The organism is Acinetobacter sp. YH12100 (assembly GCF_013419135.1).
GTDB classification, from domain to species: domain Bacteria; phylum Pseudomonadota; class Gammaproteobacteria; order Pseudomonadales; family Moraxellaceae; genus Acinetobacter; species Acinetobacter pseudolwoffii.
On the sequence record NZ_VPAQ01000003.1, the window covers coordinates 124215 to 136970 of the forward strand.

General features: G+C 45.3%; 9 protein-coding genes and 1 pseudogene. 4 read left to right on the forward strand and 6 right to left on the reverse strand.

The window, feature by feature from the left end; all coding sequences use genetic code 11:
- The first annotated feature begins 284 nt into the window (after nucleotides 1-284).
- The 4 genes from mutS (at nucleotide 285) to FTU40_RS03730 (ending at nucleotide 5104) form a co-directional block, all read left to right on the forward strand.
- Nucleotides 285-2933 carry a DNA mismatch repair protein MutS gene (mutS, locus tag FTU40_RS03715; protein WP_180039818.1) on the forward strand — a complete coding sequence of 883 codons (2649 nt, stop codon included), beginning with the start codon at nucleotides 285-287 and terminating at the stop codon, nucleotides 2931-2933.
- 195 nt (nucleotides 2934-3128) lie between these two features.
- Nucleotides 3129-3452 (forward strand): ferredoxin FdxA, encoded by a 324-nt coding sequence (fdxA, locus tag FTU40_RS03720; RefSeq protein WP_004279936.1) that lies wholly within the window; start codon nucleotides 3129-3131, stop codon nucleotides 3450-3452.
- 136 nt (nucleotides 3453-3588) lie between these two features.
- Nucleotides 3589-4305, forward strand: a complete 717-nt coding sequence (locus FTU40_RS03725) for a D-Ala-D-Ala carboxypeptidase family metallohydrolase (protein ID WP_005096679.1) — start codon at nucleotides 3589-3591, stop codon at nucleotides 4303-4305.
- Between the two features lie 133 nt (nucleotides 4306-4438).
- Nucleotides 4439-5104 carry an O-methyltransferase gene (locus FTU40_RS03730; protein ID WP_180039820.1) on the forward strand — a complete coding sequence of 222 codons (666 nt, stop codon included), beginning with the start codon at nucleotides 4439-4441 and terminating at the stop codon, nucleotides 5102-5104.
- 170 nt (nucleotides 5105-5274) lie between these two features.
- Here FTU40_RS03730 and FTU40_RS03735 read toward each other — a convergent pair whose 3' ends face one another.
- The 6 genes and pseudogenes from FTU40_RS03735 to FTU40_RS03760 form a co-directional block, all read right to left on the reverse strand.
- Complete coding sequence (locus FTU40_RS03735; RefSeq protein ID WP_180039822.1) at nucleotides 5275-6117, reverse strand: universal stress protein; 843 nt, start codon at nucleotides 6115-6117, stop codon at nucleotides 5275-5277.
- Between the two features lie 410 nt (nucleotides 6118-6527).
- The gene (locus tag FTU40_RS03740; RefSeq protein ID WP_100357110.1) at nucleotides 6528-7145 is read right to left on the reverse strand and encodes an acyltransferase; all 618 of its coding nucleotides are present in this window, start codon (nucleotides 7143-7145) and stop codon (nucleotides 6528-6530) included.
- Complete coding sequence (locus tag FTU40_RS03745; RefSeq protein ID WP_100357109.1) at nucleotides 7138-7737, reverse strand: YigZ family protein; 600 nt, start codon at nucleotides 7735-7737, stop codon at nucleotides 7138-7140. The genes FTU40_RS03740 and FTU40_RS03745 overlap by 8 nt, the downstream gene beginning before the upstream one ends.
- A gap of 118 nt (nucleotides 7738-7855) precedes the next feature.
- Complete coding sequence (locus FTU40_RS03750) at nucleotides 7856-9043, reverse strand: HlyD family efflux transporter periplasmic adaptor subunit (RefSeq protein WP_005096673.1); 1188 nt, start codon at nucleotides 9041-9043, stop codon at nucleotides 7856-7858.
- Complete coding sequence (locus tag FTU40_RS03755; RefSeq protein ID WP_180039824.1) at nucleotides 9040-11178, reverse strand: type I secretion system permease/ATPase; 2139 nt, start codon at nucleotides 11176-11178, stop codon at nucleotides 9040-9042. The genes FTU40_RS03750 and FTU40_RS03755 overlap by 4 nt, the downstream gene beginning before the upstream one ends.
- Nucleotides 11175-12649: pseudogene (locus tag FTU40_RS03760) on the reverse strand (TolC family protein). Before FTU40_RS03760 ends, FTU40_RS03755 begins: the two are co-directional and overlap by 4 nt.
- Nucleotides 12650-12756 lie beyond the last annotated feature (107 nt).

Here is a 12756-nt window from a genome sequence, read left to right on the forward strand (position 1 = left end):
TTTTTAAAATTGGAAATCATGCTGAATAAAAACTCAGACCGACAGATCTGTCGCATGACTTAAACATTCATCTGGAATTTCATTTCTTTCTAAAAATTAAATTTGATAGACTTGTTTCAATCTTGATTTAAAGCACCCTAAGATAAGCGACCTCATTCACTATGCTCCTGAGCAGATCCTCGATAAAATATTTTTATAGATCTGTTTAGATGTGCTTTAATTTTTTGTGCATACGCTGCTTATCAGTATTTGCATTTCTCTCTTGTTGAAAGGATTTATTTTTAATGACCAGTTCGGAAATTATGGCTGATCTTTCTACCTTAACGCCCATGATGCAGCAATACATGTCGGTGAAAGTGCAGCATCCACACTCATTGATGTTTTATCGTATGGGTGATTTTTATGAACTGTTCTTTGAAGATGCACACAAGGCAGCCAAAATTTTAGGCATTACCCTGACCCATCGCGGTAAAGCCAATGGTCAGCCGATCCCAATGGCAGGTGTGCCTTTCCATGCAGCCGAAGGCTATCTGGCCCGTCTGGTCAAAAAAGGCGAAACGGTGGTGATCTGTGAACAGATTGGTGAGGGCGAGAGCACAAGTACTCGTGGTAAGGCTCCCATGGAGCGCGGCGTGGTAAGGATTATCACCCCGGGCACCCTGACCGATGATGCCATGCTCGGTGCACATCAAAGCTCTAATCTGGTGGCTTTATGTATTCAGCAAAATCAGATCGGGATTGCACTGCTCGATCTCAGCGCCGGCCTGTTTAAAGTACAGCAGCAGGATTATGATCTCAACCAGCTCATGATTGAACTGGCGCGTTTAATGCCAAGCGAAATTTTGCTGGATGAAAATACCGCTGATCCGATGCTGACCGAGCAACTCAAGCAGCAACTTGATATTTCCGTGACGAAGCGTCCCAATGTGGACTTTAGCCTGAACAATGCACAAAAAACCTTGTGCGACCAGTTTGCCGTCAGCACACTTTCCGGTTTCGGGATTGATCATTTGCCGTTGGCAAAAGCTGCCGCTGCGGCACTGATTCACTATGCCAAAGAAACCCAGAAAACCGCTTTACCACATATTCGTTCGATTCAGCTAGAACAGAGTTCCGACTTTATTGCCCTAGATCCAGTGACACGTCGCAATCTGGAACTGATTGAGCCTTTATTTGAGCATGGTACTTCACTGTTTCAGTTAATTAATGATTGCCAGACGGCTATGGGTGGACGCTTGCTGAGTCGCACCCTGATGCAGCCTTTGCGTGACACTGCCTTGCTGGATGAACGTTTAGATGCCATCCAGTCCCTGCTACAAGGTTTCCATGAAGCACCTGTACGTTTGGTACTTAAGGAAATTAGTGATATTGAACGTGTCCTGAGCCGAATTGCTTTGGGCAGTGCCCGACCGCGGGATCTGGTACAACTACGTCAGGCCTGTGCGCAAATTCCATTTTTACGCCATGCCCTACAGCCGATTGTCAGTCAACAACAGTCTGAGCTATTAATCCAGCTAAATGAAGAACTCGGAGATTTCCATGGCCTGCATCAACGCTTGATGTCTGCCATCGTAGAAAATCCGCCGGTATTGCTGCGTGATGGGAATGTGATTGCCGAAGGCTTTGATAGTGAACTGGATGAATTACGTCAGATTCGTGATCACGCCAGCCAGTTCCTGATTGATCTGGAAATTAAAGAACGTGAAGCCAGCGGAATTCCGGGACTGAAAATTGGTTATAACCGAGTGAGTGGTTATTATATTGAACTCTCACGTGCTCAGGCCGAACAGGCACCCGAGCACTATATCCGCCGTCAGACTCTGAAAAATGCTGAACGCTATATCACACCTGAACTGAAAGCCTTTGAAGATAAGGTTTTATCCAGTGAATCCCGTGCTCTGGCGCGTGAAAAAATGCTGTTTGAAATGTTGCTGGATGAATTACGTCAGGATATCGGCAATTTACAGATGATGAGCAGTGCCATTGCCCAGATTGATCTGGTGGCAAACTTTGCCCATCAGGCACGTTTACGCAACTGGTCACGTCCAAAATTCAGCCCTGAAGTCGGTATAAGTATCACTGCTGGCCGTCATCCGGTGGTGGAAGCTTTAAGCAAAACTGCTTTTACACCGAACGATACGCGACTGGACTTTTCCCATCGCATGGCGATTATTACCGGACCCAATATGGGCGGTAAATCGACCTTTATGCGCCAGACCGCATTGATCGTCTTGCTGGCGTATTGCGGGGCTTATGTACCTGCACAAGCTGCGACTTTAGGGCCTATTGACCGGGTTTTCACCCGTATTGGTTCTGCCGATGATTTATCAACTGGCAAATCGACCTTTATGGTGGAAATGACCGAGACTTCGCAAATTCTGCATCATGCCACCAGTCAGTCGCTGGTACTGATGGATGAAGTCGGTCGTGGCACCAGTACCTATGATGGCCTGTCTCTGGCCTGGGCCTGTGTGCTGGATCTGAGCAAACGCATTCAATGCCTGTGTCTATTCGCAACCCATTATTTTGAGCTGACCGAACTCGATAAAGAAAGCGGCATCGACAACTATCATGTCACGGCTAAAGAACTGAATGGCAATCTGATTTTGTTACATAAGGTACAACATGGCCCTGCCAGCCAGAGTCATGGCTTACAGGTGGCGAAACTTGCCGGTATTCCGGCATCAGTCATTAAAGAAGCACAAAACCGCTTAAAGATTCTGGAAAAGCAACAACTGGTCAAACCAAAGAGTCTACAACATGATCTATTTGCACTGCCGGAAATTGTAGAGCCAGTGGAACGTATTGTCGAAATTGAGAAAGAATCTCCAGCTCTCGAATTACTTGAGGACATCGATGTAGACAACCTGAGTCCACGCGAAGCCTTAGCACAATTATATGCACTAAAAGATTTACTCAAACAGCCGGGGTAATTCTCTAAGTCATGACCTCATCCCGTATGGGGTCTAGCACTGATTTATACTTGAATTTAGCCCTATTCTGGCTTTTTTCAAATTTAACAGCCCTATATATAACAAATATCAATAAAAGGAATTGTTAGTTCCCCCTGTTTTTGCCTAAAATACAGTATTCGTAAATAGAACCATATTTTTTAGGTAGCTGTCGCCATGACCTTCGTTGTCACTGAAAATTGTATTAAATGTAAATATCAAGACTGTGTTGAAGTTTGCCCTGTAGACTGTTTCTATGAAGGTCCTAACTTCCTGGTGATTAACCCGGACGAGTGCATCGATTGTGCCTTATGCGAACCTGAATGTCCGGCGAATGCAATTTTCTCTGAAGATGAATTACCAGAAGGCCAAGAAGTATTTATTGAATTGAATGCTGACCTGTCGCAAAAATGGCCAAATATCACACAAATTGGTGACCAGCCAGCAGATCGTGAAGAATGGAATGGTAAAGCTGACAAATTACAATATCTTGAAAAGTAATTAATTTCAGTTAAAAAAGATCAGCACATGCTGATCTTTTTTATACTCAATCCACACATTTTATTGCAATATTCTCCAAATTTCTCCGTATATTTAGTCTAAAATGGCGCTATTTATAAATATCTGATTTCTATAAATGAAGAATTTTGCAAAGGGATTATTGAGTCTGTGTGTAATCCCTCTCGTTTTTGTGGGTTGTACCACGACCCCAAAACCACCGGGACAGACCGTGCCCGATGGAAAGCGGATTTATATTCCCCAAGAACGTGTTCAATACGACCGCAAAGTCCAACCCAAAACTGTACCTTATCTGTATACCCACTGGGTCTCTGCGCTGGATAATTTATCACGTGTACGTGAGTATGAAGTGTTTCTGGAACGCAATGGCGTAGGCAATATTATTCCCAGTTTTGAATTAATGCGCACCGCGCGGGACTGGGCCAAATGTGGTCGTTCACAGTACATGATTCCAAGCCGTGAATTATGGGCCAATCAGGTTCCAACCTTGCGTGTATTTAAATATTTAGTAGCCGCCAATGTCCTGACTGATTTTGAAGTCACTTCCGTCTATCGTGACCTGCCTTTAAACCAGTGTGCCGGTGGCGCCAATTCTTCACGCCATTTGTATAATTCTGCCATCGATTTTCGTATTGGCCCAGAATATCCACAAGCGCAAGACTATAGTTATATTGAAAATACCAAGTTCAAACTGTGCCAGTTCTGGGCGCAACATGGTCAAAGTCTGAATATGGGACTCGGCATGTATGCTTCTGGTCAGATCCACATCGATACCCAAGGTTACCGTACCTGGGGGCCAAGTCTGGGGCGAAACTCCTCAATGTGTAATTACTAAGTCATGACAACGGCTATACAAAGTTCATTTAGGACTTTATGTAGCCTAAAAAAACAGCAGCTATAGCACAATAAATTGCGCTATGCCGCGAAAAGTTTAAAATGCACCCATCGCAATTGATGGTGCTAAAACTATGCAACACATGTGGACAGACATTGACAACTACATTGAGTCACATTTAATTCCTGAAGATCCCATCCTGAACCAGACGCTGGAAAATACTGCTGCGCACGGTCTGCCAGACCATCTGGCTGTAGCAGCAAATCAAGGCATGTTGTTGCAGATGCTGATCCAGATGAATCAATGTAAACGTGTACTGGAACTCGGAACATTTGCCGCATACAGCACCATGTGGTTGGCACGTGCTTTGCCCGATGATGGCTATATCCTGACAATTGAAGGACGTGATACCCACGCGGCAATGGGTCAGGAAAATATTAACCGTGCCCAGCTCAAGCAAACTGTTGAACTGAAATGTGGTCGTGCAGCAGATGTACTCAAAGCTCTACCCGCAGAGACCGAGGCTTTTGATTTTATCTTCATTGATGCAGACAAACAGAGTTATCCGGAATATCTGGAACTCAGTTTAAATCTGTCGCATTCAGGTACACTTATTTTTCTGGACAATGTAATCCGTGCAGGCGAGATTATCAATCCGGACAATCACAAGCCAAGTATTGAAGGCATCCGTGCCATGTTTAAAGCGCTGCAAAATCATCCACGTATATTATCTTGTACCGCTTTACAGACTGTAGGCAGTAAAGGACATGATGGTTTTGCACTTGCGATTGTCAAATAAAATCAGAAGAACAAAAATTACCCAGCACCATATTTACTATATATAACATTAACTTAAAAACATTAACCACAGAGTTATCCACAATATATGAGGATAACTCTGATCATTTTTAAATCAAGCTGTAACAATTTACGTTGAAATTTTCATTTTGTTTGCTTTTTAGGCAATCCTCACTTTGCAACCAGTAAAGGCACCTTGGAATTACGGAAAATTGTGGTGGCAATACTACCGAGGAAAAACTGATGGATTTTGCTGTGACTAAATGCGCCCAGAACAATCAGTTGAATACCCATCTCCTGTTGATAGGTCAAAATATTCTCGGCGACATCGCCATAGCGATATTGCGGCACTACATCTAGACCCGCTTGAGTCAGATATTGCAGCGGCTCAGTTAAAATTTCGGCATGATCGCCAATATATAACAGGTGACATTGTAATAAACGCAGCAGATCACTTTCCGCAATCCGTCTCATCATTTTGATACAGGTCGGAGAATATTCATAGGCAAAAATAAATCGTGTTGGCGGTTTAAACTGCTCCCCAACGGTCATCACGGTACAATTGGCGCCACGAATAAAGTTTTCGACATTGGTGCCGATCGGTTTGTTTTTTTCCGCTGAGCGTTCACCGAGCAATCCGATGACGGCGATATCATCAGGCTGCAGAATCTGGAAACTTTGCTCCAGAAAATCGCCCTTTTCCTGAATATGTGTGGTGTGAAGACCATGTTCTGCCAGAATCCGCTCGGAAATGTGTTGCAGCAGGTTATTGCTATAATCCAGTGCGATTTCACTTTGTTTTTGTTCAAGCTCGGCCAGTTCTTTCAGTAACATGGCATTACTTTCAAAGCCAATCACCCCACTGATTTCCCCCAGATGATAACTGGCTGGGTAATAATCCAGAACCTGTAACAAGACCAGTTCACGTCCAGTCTGTTTGGCAATCCATGCAGCCGCGTCTGCCAGCGCGTTTATACATGGTGATGAGTCGATGCAGGCGATGACACGTTTCATGTTTAGCCTCTCTAGTTATGATAAAAATTTCTTAGTTATTTTTAACTTAGCATAAGCATTCAAAAATGTGCAGCGAAATCTGTAAGGCTTGACTTGAAATATGTTAACTTTTATATGATTGACCGATAATTAGAAGAATAATTCAGCCATTAGGCCAAACACTTAAATTCAGATCATTAAAATGCGTTTAAAATCATTTTCTAATTTATACCAGCGAAATTCCCTCTTGCTGTTAGGAAGTCAGCAATACTGTTGCATAAGGAAGAGGTCTTTATAAAATCCGCTCATGCCCTTGCGAAGCACTGCTTCTCATCCCAAAGAGAGAAAGGGCTTTTAATATCTCGTGGATTTAAATATCAATAGAACCATCATTTTCTGGTTGATGAAAGAGATCTACCGAGTGTAAAGCTTTATTTGCGGTATCGAATAAAGCTTGCAGGATTCCCAGCAACGATGGCCCGTGCTTCGACATCTTTGGTGACCATACTGTCCATTCCGACAATGGCCTGATCTGCGATTTTAACGCCATCTTTAATACCGACATGTGCGCCGAGCCAGACATCCCGGCCAATTTCGATGCCTTGTGAGCGTACCGCCTGCTGATAAATTGGCTGTTCTAGCTGCATACCATGATCAAATGCATACAGATGACAATACGCTGCGATACGCACCTGATCATGCAGTTTAATCCCCACCCGGCCACCATCCAGAATACAGTGATGATTGATCGCCACTTCATTGCCAATATCCAGGGGGCCATGCAGGGTGCAATCTGCGGCGATAAAGGTATTATCGCCAATGACGATCTTGCGTCCCGGTTCCGCAAAAATATGTGCCAGTGGCGAAATGAAACAGTTTTCACCAATCTCGACGGTTTCCATTTCCATCAGATAAGCCTGATATTCTTTTTGCCAAGCTTCTGCCCAGCCACGGTTTTTCGCCTTTAAGGACCAGTATAGCCAAGGCATATAGTTCAGGCGATGTTTATGCTGCTCACGATATTTCAGTAATGGATCTGCTTCAGTCATCTGTTGCTTCTTCTATGATTTTGAGCTGTTCACGGCCACGAGTCACATCCTGAATTTTTAAAGCAAAAGCTTCAATCTGATGCTTCTGCAACTGCGCCTGAACCTGAACGCCTTCGGCACTATAGTCTTCCTGATAATCGATTTGCTGCTGATTCAGTTCATACTGAAAAATGGCCCATTCATTAAACTGACAGAAAAATTGCACTTTTTTCTTTTCAATCAGTTCAATTTTGTCTGCCAGCAGCAAGCATTGTCCAGCGCAGCCGCCATAGGCACGAACCAAACCTCCGGTGCCGAGTTTAATCCCGCCATACCAGCGATTGACCAGCACCAGTACATTAGTCAATTCATTACCTTCAATGGTGGCGAGAATCGGGCGCCCCGCAGTGCCTGAAGGTTCACCATCATCATTAAAGCGCACCTGATGGCCAATTTTCCAGGCCCAGCATTGATGCGTGGTACTTGGATCACGATAAACGTCCAGAAAATCTTTGACCTGCTGTTCATTTTCTACAGGGGTCGCAAATGCCTGAAATCGGCTTTTTTTGATGTCTTCCTCAAAACTGACCAGGCTGGCAAGCGTATATGGCATAACTTCAGGCTTTAAAATCGAACCCTGGCAGTATACCTGCTTTACTTCAACAAATAAAAAGCCTCTCCATGGAGAGGCCCGATTTGACTCGATTGTTTGACTCAATGGCCTGAAAAGATTAGCGTTCCCGCAAGGCTTCTTTGGCCTTGTTGAATGGCTTGATCAGATAATCCATGACAGTTTTTGAACCGGTGCGAATGTCTACCGTGGCCACCATACCTGGGGTGATATTAAACTCCTGACCCGCATTATTATTCAGTTTGTCACTCTCCGTGCGAATATAGACCCGGTAATAGAACTGATCCTGCTTGACTTCATCACGGATGGTGTCTGGTGAAATCATCGCAACTTTACCATTCAACCCACCATAGATTGAATAATCATAGGCTGTAATTTTAACCAGTGCCTCCTGATCTGGACGAATAAAGGCAATATCACGTGGTGAAATCCGCGCTTCAACCAGTAGTTTTTCGTCGAGTGGCACGATGGTCATCAACTTGCCATTTTGTGGAATCACGCCGCCCAAGGTCATCACATCAATTTCTTTTACGATACCGCGTACCGGTGATTTAAAAATAGTCCGGCTCAAGGTATCTGACTTGCCGCGTACCACCTGCTGCTGAGTTTCCACATCGGTATTGGCTTTGGACAGCTCTTCCCGCGCACTCACATAATATTGATTACGAATATCATTCATTTGATTACGCAGGTCGTTGGCTTCACGTTTTAAGCGCAGCACTTCAACCTCACTGGCTGCCCCTTTGGCCACCAGTGGTGCTGTCATTTCCAGCTCTTGCTGTACCAGTACCAAGGCCTGTTCTAGACCGGCCACGGATTCCTCCAGATTGGCACGACGTGACTGATACAGTGCCGTTTCTTCTTTCACCAGTTTTGGATATTTCAAGACTTCTTCGGGAAATACCAATGGCGTACCGCTCACTTCCGCGCGTAAGCGAGCTGAGGTCGCACGTGATGAAATCAGTAAGGATTCAGATTCACCGACATTGGATTCAAAACGGGTCGGGTCGAGCTGAGCCAATACTTGGCCGCGCTCTACAATTTCACCTTCTCTAACATTGAGCGTGGTCAAAATACCGCCTTCTAAAGACTGAACCACCTGCTCTTTAGAAGATGGAATCACTTTACCCGTACCGGTAGAGACTTCTTCCAGGCTAAATAACCAGGCCCAGATCAGCAATACCAATAAACCAATGCCGACAATCCAGATAATGACACTCGATTTAGGTAAAGGTGGTTCCTGAAAGCTGACTTTGCTTGAACGTTTTAGTTCTTTGAGTTCACTCATGCACTTGCTCCAACAACCCGCTTATTGCCACCCTGTGACTGATTCAGGATCTGATCTCGTGGACCATCCATGACAATTTTCCCATCATTCACCACAATAATACGATCCACCAGCTCCAGTACCGCACGGCGATGCGTCGCAACCACCATGGTACGATGGCTCAAATAACTTTTAAGATGATCAATCAACTGCTTTTCTGACACATCATCAATCGCAGCAGTAGGTTCATCTAGCAGTAGAATTTTCGGTTGACGGATCAATAACCGTGTTAACAACAGCGCCTGACGCTGACCGCCAGAAAAACCAACACCACCTTCCAGAATGATATGATCCAGACCTTCTTTTTTCTCCTGCACAAAAGCGAATGCACCCGTGATTTGCAGCGCTTCCAGAATTTGCTGATCGGTGGCCAAGGGCGCACCCAAGCTGAGATTTTCACGAATCGAACCATAAAATAGCTGCGAATTCTGGTTCAGCAAGCCCATATCACGACGTACATCTGAAGGATCGATCAGGGTCAGGTCAATACCATCCAGCTTGACCTTGCCCTGTAATGGCGTCTGCATCCCGGACAAGAGCTGCAACAAGGTCGATTTACCGGCACCATTACGCCCCAGAATCGCAATTTTTTCACCGGGTTTGATTTCCAGTTTTGGAATCATCAGGCTTGGTTTTGGATCATCTTCGCCGTACTTGAATACCACACCACTGAGTTCATAATGACCATCCAGAGCTGGGCGATGAATCAGATGAGAATAATCCGGCTGATCGACCGATTTTTTCATCAACTCATCCAGACCGGCTTTGGCCACTTTGGCCTGTTGCAGACGACCCAACACGCCAGTAATTTGTGAAATGGGTGCCAGCATTCGTGAAGACAGAATCGAACAGGCCACCAATGCACCTGTGGTCATCTCGCCGTCCATCACCGCAAAAACACCGACCAATACCACAATGGCAAAGGTCAAGCCTTGGATTTTTTGCGTCCAGGCCGTCATCAAACCCACAATCTTACGTTGCTGCATGCTGACATCGGCTGAAACTTCATTCATATGGTTCCACTGATTCTGGAAGCGTGTTTCAGCTCTGAGCAGCTTGATGTCTTCAATCCCTTGCACGGCTTCTACCAGCAAAGCATTGCGGATGGCAGATTCACGCATGCCCAGCTGAGCCAGTTCTGCCAGTTTTTTCTGCGCCAGAATGCCAGGCAGGATCATCAGTGGCACCACCAGCAGCATCACCCAGAACAGGTTGCCGCCAATCACCCAGAAAATCCCTAAGAACAGGAAGAAAAATGGCAGGTCGGCAATCGCAGTCACTGTGGTTGAAGTGACCAGTTCGCGTACCCCTTCCAGTTCCCGAATCTGCGAGATAAAGGTACCAGTCGATTTGGAACGTTCACTATTTTTGATGCGCAAAGAATGGCCAAATACCCGATCCGAAATTTTCAGATCAGCACGTTTACCAATAATGTCTGATAGATAGATTCGGGAGACGCGTAAAACAAACTCGAAAATTGCCGCAATCAGCACACCGCCAGCCAAAACCCATAAGGTAGGAATCGATTGTGATGGAATCACGCGGTCATACACGTTCATCGAGAAAACAATCGTGGCCAGTGCCAGAATATTCGCGATTAAAGAGGCGAACATGACATCGATATAACGTTTCCAGTCATTCAAGACAATTGACCAGAACCAGTTTTTCTCGAACGGCTTGATATATTCATCCACCCGCGCATCCGGTACAGAAGATTCGGGACGCAGAACATACAGATGCTTTACGCCCGTCTCTAACTGTTCAACCGTGAAACTTTGAGACAAGCCTTCATCGCCACTGAGCTGTATACTAACGTTAGCTTGGGTGTCGATGCGTTCAATCACACCCACATCCCCACTCTCAAACTCCACCAGCAAAGGCAAACGCCACGGATTCAGCAAGCTGCTGTCAAATTTATTTTTACGGACATTTAAACCAATCTGCCGGCTGACAATTTTGAGCATCTCGTCGATGTCATGATGCTGGTTCCAGTCCAGTTGCAGACGAATCCGCTCCTCAGAAGGTTCGATCCGGTAATGTCTGGCAATATTCAAAACCGCTTTAAGCCACGGTTGATAATTTATTGTAGTACTCATGGCTGAACTTCAAACCCCTGAATAGAAATACGGTTAAGCGCGTAAATATCCCGTGTACGGCCGGTAACCTGAATATATTGCACAATCGCCGAATAGATGTCATAGCGCGCAGATTCAATTTCCTGTGCTGCACTATGAATCGCCTGTTCTGCGTTGAGCAAATCCACCACGGTTCGGGTACCCAATTTATATTGTTCTTGATACAGCTCTTTGGTTCGTACCGTGGTTGCACGACGTTGGGATAAAACTCCCATTTGTTTTTGCTTATTTTCAATCTGCTCACGAATCAAGCGAACCTGATCCAGTACATCCAGATAAACCGTATTGACCTGCGCACGTGCAGCTTCTTCGGCATAACTGGCAGAACGTGCCTGAGAGCGTGCTGCGCCACCCTGATAAAAATTACTGCTGGCTTCAATCATGATTGAATTATAAAAGCCGTCATCTTCATTATTATTCGGATTCCGCCCATTAACAGCCTGACTTAAACTGCCTTTCAGATGAATGCTTGGATAACGACTTAAACGTGCCTGATCTTTTTGAAAGCGTGCAACCTCTACACCTGATTGTGCCAGAATCATATTGGGAATCTGGGTAAATTCCGGATCCTGATACAGATCGGCCTGCGCCACAATACGTTCTGGAATCTCCCATTCCACCGCAGACACATCAAACCCCAGCAAAGTGCGTAAACGTTGCTGATATTGTCTGAGCTGGGTCTGCTGCACCAGCAGGTTCGATTGTGCCGCTTCCAGATTGGACTGAGCCTGAATTGGATCGGCCTGACTGCTGATACCGGCACGGGCACGCAAATTGGCAATTTCTGCAATCCGTCCAATGCCCTGAATCTGTTGCTGGGCAATTTTGGTAATTTCCTGATAACGCTTGATATTAACAATCGCATCTGCCACTTCAAAAGCCACCTGATCCAGACTGACCAGCACCCTTGCCTGCTCTTCTGCCAATCTGGCTTCCTCGATACTGACATTGGTTTTGATCTTGCCAAAGTCATACAGCATCTGTGTCGCATTTAAGGAAATCACTTGACGTCCACGCTCACCCGAGGTCAGATCACCGGTCCCCAATCCGCCCGATAACTGCGATAATAGGCTGCTTTTGCCACATCAATATTGGCCGCCTGTGCAGACAGGGTAGAAATACTCTGGCTAATTTCAGGACGTCGCTGAACTGCGGTATGGATCGCTTCCACCACATTCATCTTTTGTGGAATAGGAGCCACGATAGGGCCGGTAGCAGACTGTCCCTGTTGTGGCCGGGTAATCTGTGGCAGTTCAGCTACCTGAGAAGTGTCTAATGAGTAGCGACTGAGTGACGTAATATCAACTGAATGCGCTGACCGTGTTGGCTCTGGTGCAATCAGTTTACTTAAACCGTTTTTAATATTTGCAAAATGGTTTTGCGAAGTTTCTGCATGTGCCAAGGAAATAGATAAAGGCAAAAGAAGACTCATGAAGATCCCCCTTTTTTATCGGTTTTCCCCCTGAACATTTTTTATGTGCTGTACCCTAAATCGCATAATAATTAATGTTTCGTGTTTTAGCCTAACAATATATCAAA

What these genes read in the sequence shown, in the direction of transcription:
- fdxA (WP_004279936.1), top strand. Translation starts at nt 3,129, where the DNA reads ATGACCTTCGTTGTCACTGAAAATTGTATTAAATGTAAATATCAAGAC.
- FTU40_RS03725 (WP_005096679.1), top strand. Translation starts at nt 3,589, where the DNA reads ATGAAGAATTTTGCAAAGGGATTATTGAGTCTGTGTGTAATCCCTCTC.
- FTU40_RS03745 (WP_100357109.1), bottom strand. Translation starts at nt 7,737, where the DNA reads ATGCCATATACGCTTGCCAGCCTGGTCAGTTTTGAGGAAGACATCAAA.
- mutS (WP_180039818.1), top strand. Translation starts at nt 285, where the DNA reads ATGACCAGTTCGGAAATTATGGCTGATCTTTCTACCTTAACGCCCATG.
- FTU40_RS03735 (WP_180039822.1), bottom strand. Translation starts at nt 6,117, where the DNA reads ATGAAACGTGTCATCGCCTGCATCGACTCATCACCATGTATAAACGCG.
- FTU40_RS03750 (WP_005096673.1), bottom strand. Translation starts at nt 9,043, where the DNA reads ATGAGTGAACTCAAAGAACTAAAACGTTCAAGCAAAGTCAGCTTTCAG.
- FTU40_RS03755 (WP_180039824.1), bottom strand. Translation starts at nt 11,178, where the DNA reads ATGAGTACTACAATAAATTATCAACCGTGGCTTAAAGCGGTTTTGAAT.
- FTU40_RS03730 (WP_180039820.1), top strand. Translation starts at nt 4,439, where the DNA reads ATGCAACACATGTGGACAGACATTGACAACTACATTGAGTCACATTTA.
- FTU40_RS03740 (WP_100357110.1), bottom strand. Translation starts at nt 7,145, where the DNA reads ATGACTGAAGCAGATCCATTACTGAAATATCGTGAGCAGCATAAACAT.